The organism is Lentzea cavernae (assembly GCF_014653695.1).
GTDB classification, from domain to species: domain Bacteria; phylum Actinomycetota; class Actinomycetes; order Mycobacteriales; family Pseudonocardiaceae; genus Lentzea; species Lentzea cavernae.
Window position 1 is genome coordinate 435,197 of sequence record NZ_BNAR01000006.1, and the last position, 20,484, is coordinate 455,680.

The following is a 20,484-nucleotide window of genomic DNA, read 5'->3' on the forward strand; positions in this document are numbered from 1 at the left end:
CATGACCGTCAAGCCGTCGCGTCCGCTTCCGCGGAGCAACGACGTCCACTCGAGTTCGACGGTAGGACCGGTCCGAGGGCAGGTCAACGCGACGCGCGGGGAGTGTCGACCCTCAACCTCAGGTGGAGACTCACACCGTCACCCGAACCGGGAGGTTCAGGTGACGTTTAGTGATCGTTTAGCGATCAAAACGACGCAAAGTAGTCCGATCGAGCGACGTCCAAACGAACTGCCGAAATCCCATACGAGACAGAGCGCGACTCCCTGAAGACTCAGGTGTCCGCCCCGCGGAAGTCCTCCGGGGAGACGGAGTCGAGGAACTCGCGGAACTTCTCCACCTCGTCCTCCTGCTCGTCCGGGATGATGAGGCCCGCTTCGGCCAGCACCGACTCCTCGGCGTGGATCGGGACGCCCACGCGCAACGCCAGCGCCACCGAGTCCGAAGGCCGTGCGGACACCCGCACGTCGCCGTCGAACACGAGCTCGGCGAAGAACGTGCCCTCCTGCAGATCGGTGATCCGCACCTGCTCGAGGTTGCGGCCGAGTGCTCCGATGACGTCCTTGAGCAGATCATGTGTGAGGGGGCGGGCAGGACGGACGCCCTGCTGCTCGAGCGCGATGGCCGTGGCCTCCACGGAGCCGATCCAGATCGGCAGGTACCGCTCACCCTCGGTTTCCCGCAGCAGGAGGATCGGCTGGTTCTGGGGCAGCTCCACCCGGACGCCCACGACGCGCATCTCGCTCATCGGGTCTCGCCTCCCTCTTACTCGTTGGGGAGTACCCGGTTCGTCTCCCGAGCATCCCCCGGCGTATGCGTTCGACGCTACCCGCCAAGCGGGCCGTGTGCTCAATCGTTGCGGGCAGAACGTGATCAAGATGATTGGCGCAGTCCCGCTCTCACCAACAACGTGTGCAACGAGGTGAAGAGGTCGGCCAATTCCCGCACCGTCTCAGGATCTGAGAAAGATTTCAGCAGAACCACCTCGTGGTCCGCCGCAGCGCGGACCGCGCGCAGGTGCTCGCGCTCGACGCCGAGCCCGGTCATCGTCCGGATCGTGCGGAGCGCGGTGATGTCGTCGGTGGTGAACCGGCCACCGGGGCCGGGGCGGAGCAGACCGTCGCGCTCCAGCTGGGACAGCTGGTCTGCGCTGATCCCGGCCTGGGTCAGCAGGTCGATCCGGGAGACCGCGGTGGACGCCTCCGAGCCGTCGGGGGCGGCGCCGAGCTGCTCGCGGATCACCTTGAGCGGCAGGTACCTGTCGCGTTGTGCGGACAGCACGAACCGCAACCTCTCGACGTCCGCCACGCTGAACTGGCGGTAGCCGGAGGCGGTGCGTGCCGGGCGGACCAGCCCCTCCGCTTCCAGGAAGCGGATCTTGGAGATGGTGACGTCGGGGAACTCGGAACGGAGCTGCGCGAGCACAGCCCCGATGCTCGAGCCCCCGCGCCCCGGCCGCCCGGCCGTCACGCGTCAGGCTCCCGCGGAGCCAGGACCCGTCAGGAAGACGAGGCGGAACTTGCCGATCTGGACCTCGTCACCGTTCGCGAGCACGGCCTGGTCGACCGGCTCGCGGTTGACGTAGGTGCCGTTGAGGCTGCCGACGTCGATGACGACGAACTCGCCGCTCTCCCTGCGGAACTCGGCGTGCCGGCGCGAGACCGTCACGTCGTCCAGGAAGATGTCGCTGTCGGGGTGGCGCCCGGCGCTCGTCGTGTCTCGGTCCAGCAGGAACCGGGATCCGGCGTTCGGACCGCGCTTGACCACGAGCAGCGCGGAACCGGCGGGAAGGGCGTCAACACCGGCAACGGCCGGCTCCTGTGCGGGCGCCTCGGCGCCGCCTTCCATCTCCTGGAGGAAGTCCGCCCGGAAGACGGAGGTCCGCTCCGGGGACTGCTCCGGCGGAACGCCTGGGCCGTCGTTCGTGCTCACCTGAGCTCTCCTCCTGCTGCTGGATCCGTCACTTCCGGTAAAACCTATCGCGTTGGGGTCACCGCCTTCAGCGCGGCTCCCCTTCCGGCCGAAGATCCGGCGAAAGATCGACGTCACTCCTTCTCCACCAACGCCTTGTACGCGTCCGCGTCCAGCAGGCCTTCCAGCGCTTCCGGGTCGTTCAGCCTGATCTCGACCATCCAGCCCTCACCGTACGGATCGGTGTTCACCGAGTCCGGCGTCTGGACCAACGCGTCGTTGATGGCGACGACCTCGCCGTCGAGCGGCGAGTAGAGGTCGGAGACGCTCTTGGTGGACTCGACCTCGCCGAACGTGTCACCCGCCGCCACGGTGTGACCGACCTCGGGCAGCTGGACGAAGACGACGTCACCGAGCTGTTCCTGGGCGTAGTCGGTGATGCCGACGCGCACGGTGTTCTCGCCTGTGCTGGCGATCCACTCGTGCTCCTCGGTGTAGCGAAGCTCCTCGGGAATCAACTGACTGCGCTCCTCGTGCTGAACCTGTATGGGGTGATCTTTTCACGCGACCGTGCGAGGTGTGACCCGCAGGGCCAGGAAGAACTGGTAGACGTACAGCAGCGCCGACCACAGGTAGAGCGCCCCGCCCCAGGCAGTGAACGCGTAGGCGAACGGCAGCGCGACCTGGGCCCACGCCGAGTCGCCCTGCGCGAGGAGCAGCAGGGGGAAGGCGTAGAGCAGGTTGAACGTCGCGGCCTTGCCCAGGTAGGTCACCTCGAAGGTGCCCCAGCCCCGCTGCCTCAGCACCAGCAGGCAGACGCCGACGACGACCTCCCGTCCCACGAGCACGAGGGCGATCCACAGCGGGACGATGTCCCTGATCACGAACGCCAGCAGCGTGCAGAACACGTAGAGGCGGTCGGCGGCGGGATCGAGCAGCGCGCCGAGGTTGCTCATCTGGTTGAGCCAGCGGGCGAGCTTGCCGTCGAGCCAGTCGGACAGCCCCGCGAAGACGAGGACGAGCAGCGCCCAGCCGTCCGCGCGGGGTCCGAGGAGCAGGTACAGGAAGAGCGGAACACCGGCCAGCCGCAACACGCTGAGCAGGTTCGGAATCGTCAGCAGGCGATCAGCCGGATCACGCACACCCGCACTCTAAACGAGTGACTGCGCAAGGGCTGCCGGATGGCGTCACGGCTCGCGGTGCGACTGGTTGCGGGTGTGGCGGTCGTTCTGCGTGCTTCGTTCGGTTTGCCGGGTTCGGCTCAGACCGAGTGGGTGAACGTCCAGCCGCGGCGCTGCATCTCGGCACCGGTGATGGCGTGCGGGCGGCCCCGGTCGTCGCGACCGACCCAGCGGGCGCGGAAACCCTCGAGCACGTAGGCGTGGCCCCGGCTCCACACCACGCTGCACGGCGTGGTCGGCAGCGCTGAACCGGACTCCGCGTCCTGCTGCGGCTGGGTCTCCATGGCGGTTCTCATTTCGGTCCCTCCGTGACATCAGGGATGTCGCGCACCGGGGCTCCGGCGTTATCCCTGAGAACGAATTCTGGCGGACTGTGGTTCAGAACACGTGTCCTGTTTGGATCCTTAGCGTTAACTGGATCAAATGGCGCGCCGAGCTGTTCGGGCCCGAAGCGGAACGGATCTCCAGGTCCTTGCCTGTGCAACCGTTCGTCGTACGCCGATGACCGCACAACGCCCGCCGGGGATCGGCCGGGGCTAACCTCCACGCGTGGACCAGGTGAAATTCGGCGGGGAGCTCCTTTCGCGATTGTTGGAGCACCTGTGCTCGCAGATCGACGGCTGCGAGGGCGTGGGGCTCAGCGTGTGGCCCGAGGGCACGTCGCTGCGGGCCTTCGGCGTCGCCGCCGACCTGGACACCGAGCAGATGTCGAGCGGTTCGGGACCGCTCGTCGAGGCCTCCCGCGACGAGCGGCAGGTGTCCGGGAAGTTCGCCGGCACCGACGTCGTGGCGGTGCCGGGCAGCTGGGGTGACGGCGGGCCGATCGTGCTGACCGTCTACCTGTCGCACGAGCCGCGGGCCGAGGACCTCAAGGCGATCGAGGAGGTAGAACCGCTCGTCGCGACGGCGGCCGCGGTGGTCGAGTTCTGCGCGGGCGAGGTCCTGCGCGCCGACCAGATGGTGCGGATGGTCCAGCACCGCCGGTACATCGAGCAGGCGAAGGGGCTGGTGGTGGGCGCGCGGTCGTGCGAGCCCGGCGAGGCCTTCGAACTGCTGGTCCGCACGAGCCAGCACGCCAACGTGAAGCTGCGCGACGTGGCCGCGGCGCTGGTGCTGACCGTGGGCGGGACGCTCGAGGACGGTGCCGGCGAGGCCGCCGCTCCGCCGTCCGCCGCACAGGAGGTCGCCCGCAGGCTCTGGGACGCCCTGCGGAGTTGAGATCCCGGTTTGAACCGACCATTGTCCGGGTACGGACAGCAGGACCTGTCCTGTTGTGCGGGCTCTCCCGTACGGTTGAGTCCGCAGCGGTTGAGCCAGCAGCCGCATCGGGGGCCGCTGCGTGGCGGCTCCCTGTATGTGAAAGGGAGTACATCGGTGACTGTGCAGGACCCACGTGCGGAGCAGATCGAGCTGAAGGTGCGGCAGCCGGCGCCCGGAGTCACCGTCCTCGGCGTGTCCGGAGAGGTCGACATGGTGTCCGCTCCGACGTTGCGCGACGCTCTCGTCAACGGCCTCGGCGACGGCGGCACCTTCGTGGTGGACATGACCGGCGTGACGTTCCTCGGCTCCGCCGGGCTCGCGGTGCTCGTGGAGGCCGCGAAGCTGGCGCAGCAGCAGGACGCCACCCTCAAGGTCGTGGCGACCGCACGGGCCGTTACGCGCCCGTTGGAAGCCACCGGCCTTGGTGAGGTCTTCAACCTCCACCAGTCGGTCGACTCCGCCCTGAGCTAGAGCGTCCGCACGACGAGGCGGTTGCCGGCCGCTCCGAGCGCTTCGGCGACGTCCTGAAGGGCTCGCTCCACACCGCTCTTCTCCGCGCCGACCTCGCTGAGGTCGACGGTCAACGGGACCGTGCCTCCACGGGCGGCTGTGGTCAGCGTGCGACGCAACGACGGTCCCGCCTCGGCGGGCACGTTCCCACGCACGACCGCTACGACGCCGGAGGAGGTCTCGTGGACCTGAACGTCGCATTCGGACGTGCCTCGGGTCACGGGTCGTACGGGCGTGCGCGCTCGACGGAGGCTTACGGTCGTCCCGCTCGTGCTGCGGACGATCTCGACTTCGTCCACGCTCTCCCGCATGAGCAGGAGTCCTCGTCCGCGCATCGTCAGCGCCGGTGGCGGCACGCGCCACTGGCCGTGGTCGATGACGACGACCTGCGTCGTGCCGTCCGGCTCGACGCGGGCGTTCACCTCGACGGTGCCCCGCGCGGATCCGGGGTAGGCGTGCTCGACGGAGTTGTTGATCGCTTCGCTGACCGCGAGCACGAGGTCGTCGGCCTCGTCCTCGTCGAATCCGCCGGCTCGCAGCCAGTCCCGGAGCCGGTGCCGCACAGGCCCGACCTCGTGCGGATCTGCCGGGAAGCGGAGGGCCAGGTCGTCCTCGTGCACCAGCACAGCGCTCCTTCCCGTTGGTTGGCTCTGCCAGGTGATTTCCCGAGGCGCGGAGTTAATACACGTGCGAATGAACGTGTGAAATGAGATCGATTCGGGTAGGGCAACGAAGTTGCCGACCTTCAGAAGAACGGACTACGAGGTGGCTGTGACTCAATTGTCAGGCGTCGAGCTTCGGATGGCGGCGGACCCCACGCAGCTGTCCATCGTGCGCGCGGTCGCGGCGGACATCGCGATGCGGCAGGACTTCGACCTCGACTCGATCGAGGACCTGAAGCTCGCCGTGGACGAGACGTGCTCGACGTTGATCACGCTGGCAGCGCAGGACGCCGTGCTCAGCGCTCACTTCGCGGTGGACGACCGCGGTGCCGTGCACGTGTCGGCGAAGATCTCCGCGAAGTCCGCGTCCGGACCCGACGAGGCCAGCTTCGGCTGGCGGGTGCTGACCGCGCTCGTCGACTCGGTGCAGACCAGGGTCGAGGAGACCGAAGGGTTCGTGGTGCACATCGGCCTCGTGAAGTCGACGGCAGGGGCGGTGGATGCGTGACCGGGGCGGAAGAGGCCATCAAGACCGAGGAGTCCAAGCCGGAGGCAGAGGCCAAGTCCTCCCGCTCCGGTGACTACGACCACCTGGCTCCGCTGTTCGCCGAGCTCGCGGGCACTCCCGCGGGCCGCAAGCGCGACACGTTGCGGGACAGGCTGGTCACCGAACACCTCCCGGTGGCCCAGCACATCGCACGCCGGTTCGGCCACCGCGGCGAACCGCACGAGGACTTGGTGCAGGTCGCGACGGTCGGTCTGATCAACGCGGTCGACCGGTTCGACCCGGAACGCGGCAGCGACTTCCTGTCGTTCGCGGTGCCGACGATCATGGGTGAGGTCCGGAAGTACTTCCGCGACTCCAGCTGGTCGGTGCGGATGCCGAGGCGGCTCAAGGAGCTGCACCTGGCGATCAACGCGGGCACCTCGCGCCTGTCGCAGTCGCTGGGCCGCGCGCCCACGCCGTCCGAGCTCGCCGAGCACCTGGGCATGTCCCGCGAGGAGATCCACGAGGGACTCGCGGCGGGCAACGCCTACCAGAGCGCGTCCCTGGACGACATGCTGATGTCGGAGGACTCCTCGATCTCGCTCGGCAGCACGATCGGCGAGGAAGACCCCGAGATCGCCATGATCGAGCAACGCGAGGCACTGCACCCGTTGCTGGAGAAGCTGCCGGAGCGCGAACGCAAGATCGTGATCATGCGCTTCTTCGGCAACATGACCCAGACGCAGATCGCGCAGAAGGTCGGCATCTCCCAGATGCACGTCTCGCGGTTGCTCGCGAAGACGTTGCGTCAGCTCAGGGACGTGCTCGAGGAGTAGGCACGGACACGGCGCCGGGCCGCGTTCACGATCTGGCGCCGTTCGTCCTCCCCCATGCCGCCCCACACGCCGTACGGCTCCTGAGCCTCGAGCGCGTGGGCGCGGCATTGCGCGAGCACCGGGCAGTGCCCGCAGATCGCCTTCGCCTTGTCCTCCCTGGCCGCCCGCGCGTAGCCGCGTTCGTTGTCGGGGTGGAAGAAGATCGCGCTGTTCTCGCCTCGGCACAGACCGTCCATCTGCCAGTCCCACACGTCGGTGACCGGCTTCGGCAGGCGGGTGGTGCAGGTCATCGCGACTCCCTGGGGCTGGGGGGAATGAGTTGCGATCACTGCGTACCTCGGTCTGACCAGGGATAAACCAGTTACAACCTTTCGGGTGCGCCAATTCCCAGCAAGGACAGCCCCAGCGTCAGCACGCGTGAGGTGAGCGTGAGCAGGTGCAGCCGCGAGTCCTGCAACTCCTGCGACTCCGCCGTGGCGACCGGGCAGTTGTTGTAGAACGTCGAGAACGCCGTGGCCGTCTCGAAGAGGTAGGTCGTGAGCTTGTGCGGCGCGAGCTCGTCGATGGCCGCCTGGACGGCCGTGGGCAGCTGCAGCAGCTTCAGCGCCAGCTCCCGCTCAGCGGGCTCCTGCAGCACCAGCGGAGCGCTCAGCGGGGCCTCACGCCCGACCTTGCGCACGATCGACAGGATCCGGGCGTTCGCGTACTGGATGTACACCGAGGTGTCCCCGGTGGTCGCGAGCATCTTCTCCCAGGTGAAGACGTAGTCCTTCTCCCGGTCGTTGGAGAGGTCCGCGTACTTGACCGCGCCCAGCCCGATGGTGCGGGCGAGCGCCTCCTTGGCCTCACCCTCCACTTCGGACGACTCCGGCATCACCTTGTACGAGTTCTCGACCGCCTCGGTGAGCAGGTCGATCAACTTGATCGTCCCGCCGGCCCGCGTCCGGATCGTCTTGCCGTCGGACCCGAGGATCGTGCCGAACCCGGTGTGCACGGCGGTGTGCGCGTCGTCCAGCCACCCGGCCTGCTTCGACGTGGCGAAGATCATCTGGAAGTGCTGCGACTGCGGCGTCCCGACGACGTAGATGAGCTCGTCGACCTTCCGCTCCCGCACCCAGTACCGCACGGTCGCGAAGTCGGTGGTCGCGTACCCGTACCCGCCGTCGCTCTTGCGCACGATCAACGGCAGCCGGTCGCCCTCGCGGTTCGTGAAGCCGGGCGGGAACACGCACAGCGCGCCGTCACTGGTCTCGATGAGACCCTTCGACTGCAGCTCGGTGATCGTGTCGGCGAGGTAGGGGTTGTAGAAGCTCTCGCCGTAGTTGTCCCCGGCCGACAACCCGATCTCGAGCATCTCGTAGACCTGGTTGAAGTGCCGCTGCGACTCCCCCACCAGCTCGTGCCACAGCTTGAGCGTGGCCTCGTCGCCGCCCTGCAGCAGCACCACCCGCCGCCGCGCCCGGTCCGCGAACGACGGATCGCTGTCGAACTTCTGCCGGGCCTGCTGGTAGAACGCGTTGAGGTCGCTGATCTCGTGCTCGGCCCCGCGTCCCTCGTCCGTCAGGTGCTCGATGAGCATCCCGAACGGCGTCCCCCAGTCCCCGAGGTGGTTGTGCGGGATCACCTCGTGCCCGGCGAACGCCAGCAACCGGCAGAACGCGTCCCCGATGATCGTCGACCGCAGGTGCCCGACGTGCATCTCCTTGGCCACGTTGGGGCTGCTGTAGTCGATCGCGATCCGCCGGGGCGACTCCGTCGTCGGCACACCGAGCCGCTCGTCGGCGAGCAGCAGCGCGGCCTGCTCCTGCAACCACTCCCGGCGCAGCTTCAGGTTGATGAACCCGGGCCCGGCGATCTCCGCCGCCTCGACCGCGTCCGCCGCGTCGAGGTGCTCCACGATCAACGCGGCTACCTCACGCGGGTTCTTCCCGACCTTCTTGGCCAGACTCATCGCGACGTTGCACTGATAGTCGGCACCGTCGCGGTTGGACGGTCGGATCAGCGCTTCCTCGGCGGTGATGTCCACGTCCAGGGCGACGCGCAACGCCCGCGCGACCCGCTGGCCCAGTTCAAGCCCGACATCCCCACGCAGCACTGAACCCACCTCTCGACCACTGGCTTGTTCAGCCGAGTATTTCACCCGGGCCGAACCGGATACCACCGCGCCCGCGCAGACAGGCGCGACGCCGCGGGTGAGCCGTCCTCCCGTCACCACCGCCCGAGCAACAAGGCCCCGCCGCCGACCAGGGCGGCCGCACTGACCAGTCCGAAGACCAGGACCCATCCGAGCGCCGGCACGCCGGTCAACCAGGCCAGCTGATCGGCGTCGGACCGGGGCGCCTGCCTGCGCCACCGCTTGACCTGCAACTCCCACACCGGCCGGACCCCGCCCAGCAACAGGAACCAGGCGAACACGTAGGCAGCCGCATCCCGCACCTCAGCGGAGGCGTAGAAGGACACGAAGAGGAACACCCCACCGGTGACGATGATCGACAGGACGCCGAACACGTTCCGGATCATGATCAGCATCGCCGCCAGGAACCCGATGCTGATCCACAGCATCAACTGGATCTGCTCGTTGGTGATCAGCACGGCCGCCCCGAACCCGAGCAGCGAGGGCGCGACGTACCCGGCCAGCGCCGTCAGCACCATCCCCGGCCCGCGGGGCTTCCCGCGGGACACCGTCAGACCGGACGTGTCCGAGTGCAGCTTGATCCCGCTCAGCCGCCGCCCGGTCAGCACGGCGAGCAGCGCGTGCCCGCCCTCGTGCGCGATGGTGATGACGTTGCGGGTGACCCGCCAGATGCCGTGCAGCGCGACGGCCAGGAACGCGGCCAGCGCGGTCCCCCACGTGATCAGCACTTCGTGGGTCAGCAACTCGGAAGGCATCGCGCCATGGAAACAGACGCGCTGTCAGCCCGGTGTGGGGGCCCGGGAACGAACAGATGCGCCGTGGCGGGCCCGGAGGCCCATCACGACGCATCTGTGCCGGACAGGGGAACGTCCGGTTCCAGGACAGGGGAACTGTCCAGAGGTGCCGTCAGGCGGTCAGTGCTTGATCCTGTCCTTGCTCACCCGCTCGGTCTTCGGGTCGACCACCGCCTGCTCCTGGGTGATCGGCTCCCGGTGACCCGGCGTGGGCAGGGGTTCGGTGATCGCGTTCTGCCTCGTGCTCACGTGCGGGTCGGTCTGCTCGGTCCGCTGCGAAGCGTCCCGCTCGTCGCGGTACGCCTCCGAACGCGGCTGCGGCAGCACGTGCTCGTCGCCGTGGTCGTCGACGCGGTCCTCGACGAGGTCGCCGTCGTGGTCCTCGATCAGCTTGCGGCGCGCGGGCATGACCGCGAGCAGCAGGCCGAACAGCGAGATGCCGAGGTGCAACCAGTTGTCGTTCGAGTTGACGGCCAGCGGGTTGCCGTACTGCTCGGCCGGGTTCTGCGCGAGGATCCCCGTGATCATCAGATCCCACACGAAGAGCGCGGCGAAGCCGGCGAACAGCAGCCAGCCGTACAACCGGGCGAGGCCCGAACCGAGAGCCATCAGCAGGCCGAGAACGCCGACGGCCACGAGCACCGTGTTGTGCAACGGGTTCACCGAGAACCCGAGCACGAACGAACTGGCGGCCCAATCGCCGACCCCGGTGCGGGTGAAGCCCACGACGCCGAACACGATGAACGCGATACCGGCCAGTCCGGCCAGCACCTGCACCGGCTGCAGACCGGCGACCTTGATGCGGTGGGTCATGTCGCCCCTCCAGGCTCCGTTCTTGTGCTCGGCGGTTTACCCCACCTTCACACCCGCCAAACCGCCCGCCGGCACGCCGAGCGCCTCCCGTTGCACGGCAACAGGATCGTCGGGTTCGGTCATCCGGGTGGCCTTCAGGTCGGGCGGCCCTCAGACACTGCCCTTGCGGCCGATCCCCGCGTACGCGCCCGGCACGACGACCGGCGTATCGATCGACAGGCCCTCCATGAGCTGCTCGACCGGCGTCGGGTGCGACACCACGAGGAACCCGCCCGCGGGCAGCGCGTGCCGGTAGCGGCGCACGACCCGGCCGGGACCGGTGGCGTCGTCGACGTACCTCAGCACGTCGACCATCAGCACGGCGTACGGCTCGCGCAGGTCGAGGTGGGACAGCACGCCCGGATGCCGCAGCACCTGGTCGGGGCGGCGCAGGTCGGCCTCGATCGCGCACGCCCGCGGTTCGCCGCGCAACAGTCCACGCGAGAACGCGACCGTCACCGCGTCGGAGTCCACGTAGACCACACGCGCGTCGGGCAGCGTCTGGTGCGTGGCACCGCACGTCGGGATGCCCGAGCCGAGGTCGAGGAACTGGCGCACACCCGCCGCCCAGCAGTGGCGGACGGCCTGGCGCAGGAACGTCCGCTGGGCGCGGGTCACGAGCGGCAGTTCGGGGTCGATCCGGACCGCCTGCTTGGCGAACGCGCGGTCGGCGGCGTAGTTGTGCGCGCCACCGAGGTAGAAGTCATGGATGCGCGCGGCGTTCGGCCGACGAACGTCGACCTCGTATCGGGCGAAGGCGGGGACCGCAGCCATTCGCAGAGCGTAACTGGCGCCTAGACCATTCGGGCGAAGTTTTCGAAGATTCTTTGGGTCCGTCTGACATGGACCCCTGTGCGGGAGGGCCCGGTCCACCCCACTGAGACCGGGCCACGCAGCGCGTACGGGGATCGAACCCGTGTTTCCGGATTGAGAGTCCAGCGTCCTGACCACTAGACGAACACGCCAAGGACGAGCATTGAAAACAAAATGCTCGCAGAAATAGAAGAAATTGAACTAGCAGGTCAACGCTTCGAGGGCGCTCCGGCCCATTCGTCTGCTCGGATCATGGAACAATGATGACCGAGAGCGCGCGCATGCCGCAAAGGAATTAATCGAGCCACGTCGGCGCGAGCCACGGGGAGGTCCGCGCGCCGGCCGTTCCAAGATCACGACCAAGGAGCCGCTCGACGTGGGAGATCCGGTGCCGGACGCTGTTGCGGTGCAGGACCTGGTGAGCCTGCCGGCGTTGAAGGAGGGCGCGTGACGCGCAATGGCGGCGACGTTGTCGTCGAGACCCTGGAGGCCTTGGGCGCGCACACCGTCTTCGGCATCCCCGGACAGCACGCCCTCGCGCTCTTCGACGCGCTGCGGCGCTCCGAGCTGCGGTACGTCGGGTCGCGGACCGAGGTCAACGCCGCGTTCGCCGCCGACGGCCACGCGCGGATCACCGGCTCGGTGACGCCGCTGCTGGTGTCGACCGGGCCCGGCGCGCTGCAGACCCTGGCCGGGCTGCAGGAGTCCGCGGCGGGATCGGCGCCGGTGCTGGGCATCTCGTCGCAGATCCCGTCCGCAGGGCTGGGCGGCGGGCGCGGCGGGTACCTGCACGAGCTGACCGACCAGCTGGCCTCCTTCCGCGACGTCGTGAAGCACGCGCGGGTCGTCCGGCACGTCTCGCAGATCCCGTCCGCCCTGGCCGAGGCGTGGGAGATCGCGCTGACGGCGCCGTTCGGCCCGGTGTGGCTGGAGATCCCGCAGGACGTGCTGCTCGCGCCCGCCTCCGTGCCGCCGGTGACGTCGGTGTCCTGGTCGCCGCGCGAGCTGCACCCGCGAGCCGAGCTGGTCGCGGAGGCCGTGCGGTTGCTGGACGGCGCGCAACGGCCGGTGATCCTCGCGGGCGGCGGTGCGCTCAGGGCCTCCGGTGAACTGCTGGAGCTGGCCGAGAAGCTGCGGGCGCCGGTCGTCACGACGTTCGGGGGCAAGGGCAACTTCCCGTGGGAGCACCCGCTGTCCGCGCAGTCGTGGCTGGAGGACTGGCACACCACGGAGTTCCTGGCGGGCGCGGACGTGCTGCTCGTCGTGGGGTCGGGGCTCGGTGAGCTGTCCAGCAACTACCGGGCCTTCCGGCCGCGCGGCGCGGTGGTCCAGATCGAGGCGGACCTCGGCAAGCTGGAGTCGAACTACCCCGCGCTCGGCATCCACGCCGACGCCCGGCACGCGGTGCGCGCCCTGGCTTCCGGTGTGACGGCCCGAGCCGTGGACGGTGCCGCCGAGGAACGGGTGCTCGGGCTGCTGGCGAGCGTCCGGGAACGGCTGACCGCGCAGGACCTCGGCCTGGAGTGGCAGGTGCTCGACGCGGTGCGCGCGGCCGTTCCGGACGGCACGCCGACGTGTTGGGACATGACGATCCTCGCCTACTGGTCCTGGTCGGCGTGGGATCCGCGCGGTGGCGCGCAGTTCTCGGCGCAGGGCTCCGGCGGGCTCGGCTACGGCTTCCCCGCGGCGCTCGGCGTCGCGGCGGCGGTCGACGGGCCGGTGCTCGCCGTGTCCGGTGACGGCGGCGCGATGTACGGGATCTCGGAGCTCGCGACGGCCGCCCAGCACGGGTCGCGGGTCGTGTGGCTGATCGTCGACGACGGCGGTTACGGGATCCTGCGCGAGTACATGACCGACGCGTTCGGGCAGGCCACCGGCACCGAGCTCGCCCGCCCCGACTTCGTGGCGCTCGCCGGGGCGTTCGGGGTGCCCGCCACCCGCAGCACACCCGAGTCGTTGCGCGAGGACCTCGCCAAGGCGTTCGCCGGGGACGGCCCGCACGTGGTGGTCCTTCCCGCTGTGCTGCGCATGTTCGCCCCCACGCACCTGGAGCACCCGTGATCGTCGCGAACTTCGTCAACGGCACCTTCACCGGTGCCGGGGAGACCTCCCCGCTCGTCGATCCCGCCACCGGCGAGGAGTTCGGCCGCGCGGCCGTCTCGCGTGCCGCCGAGGTCGACGCCGCCGTCCAGGCCGCCGCACGCGCCTTCCCGGCCTGGTCTCGCACCACTCCCGGCGAACGCCAGCTCGCGTTGCTGAAGCTCGCCGACCTGCTCGAGGCCGATGCCGGGGCCGTCGCCGACGCGGAGGTCCGCGAGACCGGCAAGATCCGGTCGGTGCTGCTGGACGAGGAGATTCCCCAGTGCGTGGACCAGATCCGGTTCTTCGCCGGTGCCGCCCGCGCCCTGGGCACGGCCGCGGCGGGGGAGTACATCGCCGGCCACACCTCGTACCAGCGCCGCGAGGCCGTCGGCGTGATCGCACAGATCACGCCGTGGAACTACCCGCTGATGATGGCGGTGTGGAAGATCGCGCCCGCACTCGCGGCCGGCAACACCGTGGTGCTCAAGCCCGCCGACACCACGCCGTCGTCCGCGGTGCTGCTGGCCCGGCTCGCCTCCGAGGTGCTGCCGGCGGGCGTGTTCAACGTCGTGCTGGGCGACCGCGACACCGGCCGGCTGCTGGTCGAGCACCCCGTGCCCGCCATGGTGTCGCTGACCGGCTCCACCCGCGCCGGCGTCGAGGTGGCCCGCGCCGCCGCCGCGACCGTGAAGCGCACGCACCTCGAACTCGGTGGCAACGCACCGGTTCTCGTGTTCGACGACGTGGACGTGACCGCGGCGGCGGAAGGCGTCGTCGGCGCCGCCTTCTACAACGCGGGCCAGGACTGCACAGCGGCTTCTCGCGTGCTGGTGCATCGGGCCGTGCACGACGAGTTCGTCGCCGCACTGGTCAAGGCGGCGTCAGCCCAGGTGCCCGGCACCGACTTCGGGCCGTTGAACAGCCAGGCCCAGCTCGACCGCGTGCTCGGCCTGCTGTCCCGGTCGTCCGCCACCGTCCACTGTGGAGGAAAGCGGCACGGTTCCGAGGGCTTCTTCCTGGAACCGACCGTCGTCTCCGGACCGGGTCAGGACGACGAGCTGGTGCAGGAGGAGGCGTTCGCCCCGCTGATCACCGTGCAGTCGTTCGCCGACGACGACGAGGCGATCGCGTTGGCCAACGGCGTTCCGCAGGGCCTCGCGTCCTCGATCTGGACCCGGGACGCCGGCCGGGTCGCGTCACTGACGGCACGGCTCGACTTCGGCATCGTCTGGGTCAACACGCACGGCCTCGTCGCCGCCGAGATGCCCCACGGCGGTTTCGGCGCTTCGGGTTACGGCAAGGACCTGTCGATGCACGGCCTGGAGGACTACACGCGCGTCAAGCACGTGATGATCGCGCACTGAGCATCGCCCGGTACGGCATCGGGTAGTGCAGCAGGCTGGCCGGGACGAACGCGGACACGAGCCGGATCACGCGGATCCACCGGCGCAGCCTGCGTTCGTCGCGGTCCGTCCACTCCAGACCGAGCTTGTCCCGCAACGCCTCCGGCAGCGTGCCGACGGCGAAGTCCGGCAGCACCCGCGCCGCCACGGGCCGCACCAGCGGCCACAGGGCGCTCGGCAGGTGCTCGGAGCCCGGCGCCTTGCCCGTCCGCAGCTCGAACGCCTCCAGCAGGTCGTCCACGCCGTCGGTGGGTTTGAGCTGCGTGGCGACCACCTCGTCGAGGTACTCGCGCAACTCGGTGAGATCACCCGGCATCGTCCTGATGCCGAGCACCTCCCCCGTGTGCCGCCACTCCCGGTACAGCCGCTCCTCGTGGATCGCGGGCATCCTGGGCCGCAGCAACCGGTACGCGGTGAGCAGCGAGTCGAAGCTCGTGGCGTGCACCCAGCGGAACAGCTCCTCGTCCGCGCCGGGAATCCTGGCGTGGGCCCGCAGCAGCCGTTCCGCCTCGCGCTCGGCCAGCTCACCGCCGAACAACCGCAGCTGCGACGAGGTGATCGTCCTCGTCAGCCGCGCGAACGGGTCGGCCTGGTAGCTGTCGCGCACGGCGGCGGCGATGACCGGGTGCGCGACCTGCATCAGCACCGCGCGCCCGAGCACCACCAGCTCGAACCGGGTGTACCAGCCGAGCCGCCACGTCACCGATTCCGGTCCCAGCGTCACATCATGATCATTACCCGCTCCGGGACGCTTGATGATGATCACTACCCGATCGAGCTAGGGCCTGTGTTCTCACCCACCACCGATCAGTCGAGCGGGTGGGTCAACATCTTCATCACGTACTTCTCGTAGTGCAAGGCGTCGTACGCGTCCCAGTCCGCGACGTCGTTCTCGTGGTACTCGAACGTCTCGGCGAGCACGTACCCGTCCGGGGAGTCCGGTGTGGTCAGCGAGTAGCCACCGTCGACCAGGCCGACCGCGACGCGGCTCAGCACCGGCGGGACCTCCATCTCCCGGACGCCCTCGAAGATCAGGAAGACCTCCGTGGGCTCGGACGGCCCCCGCTCCGAGTGGAAGCAGATCGCTCGCCGCTCCGCGTTGCGCCACAGCTCGGAGAAGTCCCGCGGCACCCACAGGGGGAACGGGTCGCGCCAGCCTCCCCAGAAGCCGCGGCCGCCGGCCCAGCTCAGCACCAGTTCGACGAGTTCCTCCACGTGGCCCCGCACGTCGTCCTGGCCCTCGAAGCTCTTCCTGGCCTCGATCTCCAGCCGTTGCCCGATCACCCTGACCATCTCGCGCACCTCGTCGTCGCCGAACACGTTGAACGCGAGGTGGTCCGGGCCGTGGTCGCGGTGCTCGGTGAGCCGCGTGGCGAGCGCCGGACTCGGGACGAGGCGCGCGAGCACCTCGACCACCCAGTCGACCATCGCCGTGGAGGCGTTCCAGCTGAACGTCCAGGCCGGGTCCTCGTCCGGTCTGTTCAAGAACACGTAGGTGGACACCGCCCGAGCCTAGCGACCTCTTGACCTCCAGTTAGGTGGAGTTCCTAGCGTGGGCGGCATGTTCGCGATTCGGCAGCACGAGTTCGGCCCGGCGGAGAACCTGCGCTTCGAGGAGGTTCCCGACCCGGAGCCCGCCGCGGGGCAGGTCCGCGTCACCGTGGCGGCGGCCGGCGTCCACCTCGTCGACACCACCATCCGCAAGGGCGGCTTCGGGCCCGTCGCCTTTCCGATGACGCCGGGGCGTGAGGTCGCGGGCGTCGTCACGGCGCTCGGCGAGGACGTGCCCGGCGACTGGCTGGGCCGACGGGTCGTCGCGCACCTGGGGCAGGCCAACGGCGGCTACGCCGAACTCGCGGTGGCCGGTGTCGCCGCCCTGCACGCGCTGCCCGACGACGTGTCGTTCGAGGCGGCCGTCGCGATGATCGGCACCGGCCGCACGGTGGTCGGGGTGCTCGACTCAGCGAAGCTCACGAAGGACGACGTGGTGCTGGTGACGTCGGCCGCCGGGGGCATGGGCGCGTTGTTCGTGCAGGAGGCGCGCAACGTCGGCGCGCAGGTCGTCGGGCTCGCGAGCGCCGGGAAGCTCGACCTCGTCATGGACAACGGCGCGGACGCCGCCATCGACTACACGCGCCCCGGCTGGTCCGACGGGCTCAAGAACATGACCGTGGTGCTGGACGGCGTCGGCGGCGAGGCGGGCGCCCTCGCGTTGAAGACGCTCGGGCCGGGCGGGCGGCAGATCATCTACGGGTGGGCGTCCGGGACCACGACCCCGATCAGCACGGAGGCGTTGTTCGCCAACAGCCTCACCGCCACGGTGGCGCTGGGACCGGGGCTGATGCGGCGGGGGCTGCGCACCCTCGAGGAGGAGTCGATGGCCGGGCTGGCGAGCGGACGGTTCGCGCCGCTGGTCCACCCGCCGTTCGCGCTGGCGGACGCCCCGAAGGCGCACGAAGCGCTGGAATCCCGTGCCACGGCAGGGAAAGTGGTGCTCAAGCCGTGAGAAGAGGGGCCGCCTCCCGACTGCGGAAGCGGCCCCTCGTCCCTTCGGTCACGCCTGGACCGGCACCTCGACGAACTTGTCGCCCGCGAAGTTCTCGACCACCACGGACTTCACGTCCTTGGGGTCGACCAGCGCGGAACCGTCCAGGTTCGTGCCCTCGGCGGCGCCCTTCTTGGACACCACCCAGGAGCCTGCCTCCTGGCGGCTGCCGTCCTTCGCCACGACGAAGATCCGGCACTTCTCGCCTTCGGGGATGCCGTTGATCGCCATGTTCGTGCGGACCCATCCGGCGGCGGGGACGACCTTGACCGTCATCGACGCCTTCGTCACCGGGTCCGTGAACGTGGCGAGCCTGGTGCCCGCCGGGTCCGGGGCCACCGTCGGGGTGGGAGAGGCCGTCACATCGGGTGACGTGGCCTTACCGACGAAGACACCGGCGCCCAGAACGACCGCGGCCACCACGGCCGCCGCCGCACCGATCGCGAACTGACGACGTCGTGCGACGCCGCCTCGTTCGGAACGCACCTGGCGCAAGGTGCGCTGCAACAACAGATCGCCGCCCTCGGGCGGCCCGTCCAGCATGGCCTCCGGCGGCACCTCGCCGAGGAAGGCCTCCATGTCGCGGAGCTCGTCGAGTTCACGCGCGCAGTCAGGGCAGGACGCCAGGTGCTCGTCCATCTCACGCACCTCCTGCTCGTCCAGTGCTCCCAGAACGTAAGCACCGAGCAGTTGCGGGTCGTGCCGCGTGGTCATCCAGCCACCCCCTTCAGTGCGACCTTCTGACCTCCGAAGGTCTCCCTCAAGGCTCGCAACGCGTAATACGATCTCGATTTCACCGTTCCCGGTGGCACTCCCAGAGCTTCCGCCGCCTCCGTCACGCTCCGGCCGCGGAAGTAGATCTCCATCAGCACGTCGCGGTGATCCGAGGACAGCCTGTCGAGCGCTTCGAGCACCACCACCGAGTCAACCACCTGGTCCGCGTGGTCGCGCTCGATGGGCGGCGTGGCCGGGGACTCGGCCACCTCCTGTGGGCGTGCCGCCTTCGCACGCACCCGGTCCGTGACGATGTTCCGCGCCACGGTCAACAACCAGCCGCGCACCGATCCCTTGCCGTTCACGAGGGCGTCGGGATGGCGCCAGGCTCGGACCAGGGTCTCCTGGACCACGTCCTCGGCAGCGGCCCGATCGCCGGTCAACCGCGTCGCGTACGCCAGCAGCGCCCGACCGTGCTCCTCGTAGAGCGATCGGATCAGTGCCTCGTCGGCCGCGGTCTCCCGTTTGCGGGAGAACAAAGCCGCCATCCACCTACTCCTCCCCGCCCGCGAACACCACCTGCGGGCGTCCTGTTCAAGACCTCAGCCGACACACGAGTGGCGGAGAGCTTCGGTTCAACGGGTTTTGCGTTGAAAAGGTCGCCGGATGTTAGCGGGACCGGTTGAGGTGCCCGACCACCTCCGCCATCAACGCCTCCGGCAGCACGTTGATGAACATGGCGTGGTCGGTCGCCGGATCGCGCAGCTCCTCCTTGAAGCTGTCGATCGCGAACGGATGACCTGGAGGAACGTCGTACTCCACGGTGACGGTCAACCGCGGGATGGGGAAGGTCTTGGCCGGGCACGTGCCACCGGTCAGCGGGAACACCACGTGCGAGCGGTGCGAGGCGCTGTCGGTGTTGTTGCCGTCCCAGCAGCTGCCGAAGTCGTAACTGCGCAAGGTGGTCGCGCTCCCGCACAGCGGGTACTTCGTCGTGTAGCGGCGCGGCTGGTCCGAGCAGCCCCACCGGGCCCGCGTGTTCGGGCCGTGGCCGTTGGTGAACGCCGCCGGGTCGCCGGTGATCAGCCGCAGGAACCTCGGCATCGGCAGCACGGCGCTGACGGGGCTGGCGTCGTACCGGATCTCCACGTTCTTCGGCCTGAGCACCTCGCCGGTGTTGCCGTGCAGGCCGCCGCCGTCCGCGTGGGCGTCGTGGCCCGTGCCGTCGGTCAGGCGCAGCACGGGCCAGTAGTAGGTCGAGCGGTCGTCCTTCTCGCACGTGGTGGGCGCGGCCGCGAGGGAGTCGTCGGTCGACCTGGCGTCGGCCGACTTGTTGCCGACGTACTCGTGCGTGTGGTGGGCGCCGAACGGGATGCCCGGCGAGACGACGGGGTTGTCCGCGTTCAGGTGTCGGTCCTCGTTCGCGCCGCACCGGATGATGACGTTCGGCGTCTCCGGGTCCGTGATCACCTGGTCGAGCTCGCTGACGTACTGGTCAGCGGACGGCGCACCGTTGGACGTGCCGCGCAGCAGGACCGCGGAGCCCGCGATGACGAGGAGCGCGACCACCGCGACCGCGAAGGTCACCGGTTTGTTCCGGGCCACCACCACAGCCTGCCGGTCCGCTCGGGCAAACCAAAGCGTTCTGTCTCAATTGGCACCGGCGAACGCCGCCACGGCGGCGGCGCTCCCCGGCGAGCCCCAGATCGGTCCTGCTCACAGCTCTACTGCGCGGTCACCAGCGGCTGGCGATCGTGGTTCACGACACTCACCCCGGCCACGTCCCCCGCCCGCACCATCGCGGACCCGGCCAAGGTCACCTCACCTCCGTGCGCCCTCCACGAGCCGGCGGTGAACGTCCGTCCGTCCTTCGTGTGCACGACGAGCCAGCAGGCTTCCCCGTCCTGCATCCCGTCGACCGTCGCGACCAGCTTCAGGCCGCCCTCGGTCTCGGTGACCTGCACGGCCATGCGCGCACCCGCCGGCGAGGTCCCCTGCAGGAGCGCGTCGGCGTTCTCCGTGCCACCGACCCCCATTCCCTGGCCCAGCCAGACGCCCCCAGCGAGCACTCCGGCGACGACGAGGGTCGACGACAGGGCCGTGATGCGGCCTCGGCGGCGCACGGCCTGATGTCTCTCTTCACGGACCGTGCCCAGCGTGCGCTGGAGCAGGTGGTCCATGTCCGGCGGAGGCCCGTCGAGCGCGGCCTCCGGTGGCAGTTCTTCCATCAGCATGTCGTTCTCGTTCAACTCGTTGGGAGACACGGTCACGCGGAACGATGCACTCAAATCTCTCCTTCTCC

Annotated in this window: 26 protein-coding genes and 1 tRNA gene; 7 read left to right on the top strand and 20 right to left on the bottom strand. The window is 69.4% G+C overall.

The annotated features are described in order from the left end of the window. Positions 1–272 precede the first annotated feature (272 nt). The 6 genes from IE307_RS22385 to IE307_RS22410 all read right to left on the bottom strand — a co-directional run bounded on the left by IE307_RS22385 (position 273) and on the right by IE307_RS22410 (position 3,386). On the bottom strand, positions 273–746 hold the full coding sequence (locus IE307_RS22385) for a bifunctional nuclease family protein (RefSeq protein ID WP_030468959.1): 474 nt from the start codon (positions 744–746) through the stop codon (positions 273–275). A gap of 125 nt (positions 747–871) precedes the next feature. Then, the gene (locus IE307_RS22390) at positions 872–1,423 is read right to left on the bottom strand and encodes a MerR family transcriptional regulator (RefSeq protein WP_229904964.1); all 552 of its coding nucleotides are present in this window, start codon (positions 1,421–1,423) and stop codon (positions 872–874) included. A 48-nt stretch (positions 1,424–1,471) separates the two neighbouring features. Next, entirely contained in the window at positions 1,472–1,930 is a 459-nt protein-coding gene (garA, locus tag IE307_RS22395; protein WP_030476302.1) for a glycogen accumulation regulator GarA, read from the bottom strand. Positions 1,931–2,043: 113 nt separating this feature from the next. Beyond that, on the bottom strand, positions 2,044–2,427 hold the full coding sequence (gene gcvH / locus IE307_RS22400; RefSeq protein WP_191300626.1) for a glycine cleavage system protein GcvH: 384 nt from the start codon (positions 2,425–2,427) through the stop codon (positions 2,044–2,046). Positions 2,428–2,469: 42 nt separating this feature from the next. Next, the gene (clsA, locus tag IE307_RS22405) at positions 2,470–3,051 is read right to left on the bottom strand and encodes a cardiolipin synthase ClsA (RefSeq protein WP_191300628.1); all 582 of its coding nucleotides are present in this window, start codon (positions 3,049–3,051) and stop codon (positions 2,470–2,472) included. 119 nt (positions 3,052–3,170) lie between these two features. Beyond that, positions 3,171–3,386 (bottom strand): hypothetical protein, encoded by a 216-nt coding sequence (locus IE307_RS22410; protein ID WP_191300630.1) that lies wholly within the window; start codon positions 3,384–3,386, stop codon positions 3,171–3,173. Positions 3,387–3,639: 253 nt separating this feature from the next. Between IE307_RS22410 and IE307_RS22415 the strand changes: the two genes are divergently transcribed. Together IE307_RS22415 and IE307_RS22420 are read left to right on the top strand one after the other, a co-directional pair. Then, positions 3,640–4,308, top strand: a complete 669-nt coding sequence (locus IE307_RS22415) for an ANTAR domain-containing protein (protein ID WP_191300633.1) — start codon at positions 3,640–3,642, stop codon at positions 4,306–4,308. A gap of 156 nt (positions 4,309–4,464) precedes the next feature. Next, positions 4,465–4,821 (top strand): STAS domain-containing protein, encoded by a 357-nt coding sequence (locus IE307_RS22420; protein WP_191300635.1) that lies wholly within the window; start codon positions 4,465–4,467, stop codon positions 4,819–4,821. Here IE307_RS22420 and IE307_RS22425 read toward each other — a convergent pair. Then, a complete protein-coding gene (locus IE307_RS22425) occupies positions 4,818–5,486 on the bottom strand; it encodes an ATP-binding protein (protein WP_191300636.1) in 669 nt (222 codons plus the stop codon). The two genes, IE307_RS22420 and IE307_RS22425, sit on opposite strands and share 4 nt — an antisense overlap. A 175-nt stretch (positions 5,487–5,661) precedes the next feature. On the opposite strand from IE307_RS22425, the gene IE307_RS22430 reads away from it, so the two are divergent. Together IE307_RS22430 and IE307_RS22435 are read left to right on the top strand one after the other, a co-directional pair. Continuing rightward, positions 5,662–6,030 (top strand): ATP-binding protein, encoded by a 369-nt coding sequence (locus tag IE307_RS22430; protein WP_229904965.1) that lies wholly within the window; start codon positions 5,662–5,664, stop codon positions 6,028–6,030. A gap of 17 nt (positions 6,031–6,047) precedes the next feature. Next, positions 6,048–6,845: a SigB/SigF/SigG family RNA polymerase sigma factor gene (locus tag IE307_RS22435; RefSeq protein ID WP_191300882.1), complete on the top strand. Its 798-nt coding sequence runs from the start codon at positions 6,048–6,050 to the stop codon at positions 6,843–6,845. Here IE307_RS22435 and IE307_RS22440 read toward each other — a convergent pair. The 7 genes from IE307_RS22440 to IE307_RS47665 form a co-directional block, all read right to left on the bottom strand. Then, positions 6,818–7,135, bottom strand: coding sequence for a WhiB family transcriptional regulator (locus tag IE307_RS22440; RefSeq protein WP_191300640.1), 318 nt, complete (start codon positions 7,133–7,135; stop codon positions 6,818–6,820). The genes IE307_RS22435 and IE307_RS22440 overlap by 28 nt on opposite strands. Before the next feature lie 71 nt (positions 7,136–7,206). Beyond that, positions 7,207–8,940: an arginine--tRNA ligase gene (gene argS / locus IE307_RS22445; protein WP_191300642.1), complete on the bottom strand. Its 1,734-nt coding sequence runs from the start codon at positions 8,938–8,940 to the stop codon at positions 7,207–7,209. 113 nt (positions 8,941–9,053) lie between these two features. Then, on the bottom strand, positions 9,054–9,734 hold the full coding sequence (locus IE307_RS22450) for a M50 family metallopeptidase (RefSeq protein WP_191300644.1): 681 nt from the start codon (positions 9,732–9,734) through the stop codon (positions 9,054–9,056). Positions 9,735–9,893: 159 nt separating this feature from the next. Then, a complete protein-coding gene (locus tag IE307_RS22455; RefSeq protein WP_191300646.1) occupies positions 9,894–10,586 on the bottom strand; it encodes a DUF4383 domain-containing protein in 693 nt (230 codons plus the stop codon). Positions 10,587–10,736: 150 nt separating this feature from the next. Continuing rightward, a complete protein-coding gene (locus IE307_RS22460; protein WP_191300648.1) occupies positions 10,737–11,399 on the bottom strand; it encodes an SAM-dependent methyltransferase in 663 nt (220 codons plus the stop codon). Positions 11,400–11,518: 119 nt separating this feature from the next. Next, a tRNA-Glu gene (locus tag IE307_RS22465) sits at positions 11,519–11,590 on the bottom strand. Between the two features lie 143 nt (positions 11,591–11,733). Continuing rightward, positions 11,734–11,850, bottom strand: coding sequence for a helix-turn-helix domain-containing protein (locus tag IE307_RS47665; RefSeq protein ID WP_191300884.1), 117 nt, complete (start codon positions 11,848–11,850; stop codon positions 11,734–11,736). Between the two features lie 35 nt (positions 11,851–11,885). Here IE307_RS47665 and IE307_RS22475 point away from each other — a divergent pair, with 35 nt between their 5' ends. Together IE307_RS22475 and IE307_RS22480 are read left to right on the top strand one after the other, a co-directional pair. Continuing rightward, entirely contained in the window at positions 11,886–13,499 is a 1,614-nt protein-coding gene (locus IE307_RS22475) for a thiamine pyrophosphate-binding protein (protein WP_191300650.1), read from the top strand. Then, a complete protein-coding gene (locus tag IE307_RS22480) occupies positions 13,496–14,884 on the top strand; it encodes an aminobutyraldehyde dehydrogenase (protein WP_191300652.1) in 1,389 nt (462 codons plus the stop codon). The genes IE307_RS22475 and IE307_RS22480 overlap by 4 nt, the downstream gene beginning before the upstream one ends. On the opposite strand, the gene IE307_RS22485 is transcribed toward IE307_RS22480, so the two are convergent. Both IE307_RS22485 and IE307_RS22490 read right to left on the bottom strand, forming a co-directional pair. After that, on the bottom strand, positions 14,859–15,689 hold the full coding sequence (locus IE307_RS22485) for an oxygenase MpaB family protein (RefSeq protein WP_191300655.1): 831 nt from the start codon (positions 15,687–15,689) through the stop codon (positions 14,859–14,861). The two genes, IE307_RS22480 and IE307_RS22485, sit on opposite strands and share 26 nt — an antisense overlap. 41 nt (positions 15,690–15,730) lie before the next feature. Beyond that, positions 15,731–16,426: a helix-turn-helix domain-containing protein gene (locus IE307_RS22490; RefSeq protein WP_191300657.1), complete on the bottom strand. Its 696-nt coding sequence runs from the start codon at positions 16,424–16,426 to the stop codon at positions 15,731–15,733. Positions 16,427–16,484: 58 nt separating this feature from the next. On the opposite strand from IE307_RS22490, the gene IE307_RS22495 reads away from it, so the two are divergent. Continuing rightward, entirely contained in the window at positions 16,485–17,429 is a 945-nt protein-coding gene (locus IE307_RS22495) for a zinc-binding dehydrogenase (protein WP_191300659.1), read from the top strand. 48 nt (positions 17,430–17,477) lie between these two features. Here the strand turns inward: IE307_RS22495 and IE307_RS22500 are convergent, their stop codons facing one another. From IE307_RS22500 to IE307_RS22515, 4 genes are all read right to left on the bottom strand, one after another. Continuing rightward, positions 17,478–18,182 carry an anti-sigma factor family protein gene (locus IE307_RS22500; protein ID WP_191300661.1) on the bottom strand — a complete coding sequence of 235 codons (705 nt, stop codon included), beginning with the start codon at positions 18,180–18,182 and terminating at the stop codon, positions 17,478–17,480. Beyond that, positions 18,179–18,730: a sigma-70 family RNA polymerase sigma factor gene (locus tag IE307_RS22505; RefSeq protein WP_089953784.1), complete on the bottom strand. Its 552-nt coding sequence runs from the start codon at positions 18,728–18,730 to the stop codon at positions 18,179–18,181. The genes IE307_RS22500 and IE307_RS22505 overlap by 4 nt, the downstream gene beginning before the upstream one ends. Before the next feature lie 121 nt (positions 18,731–18,851). Continuing rightward, complete coding sequence (locus IE307_RS22510) at positions 18,852–19,787, bottom strand: DUF1996 domain-containing protein (RefSeq protein ID WP_229904966.1); 936 nt, start codon at positions 19,785–19,787, stop codon at positions 18,852–18,854. A gap of 119 nt (positions 19,788–19,906) precedes the next feature. Continuing rightward, positions 19,907–20,416, bottom strand: coding sequence for an anti-sigma factor (locus tag IE307_RS22515; RefSeq protein WP_191300663.1), 510 nt, complete (start codon positions 20,414–20,416; stop codon positions 19,907–19,909). Between the last annotated feature and the right edge of the window lie 68 nt (positions 20,417–20,484).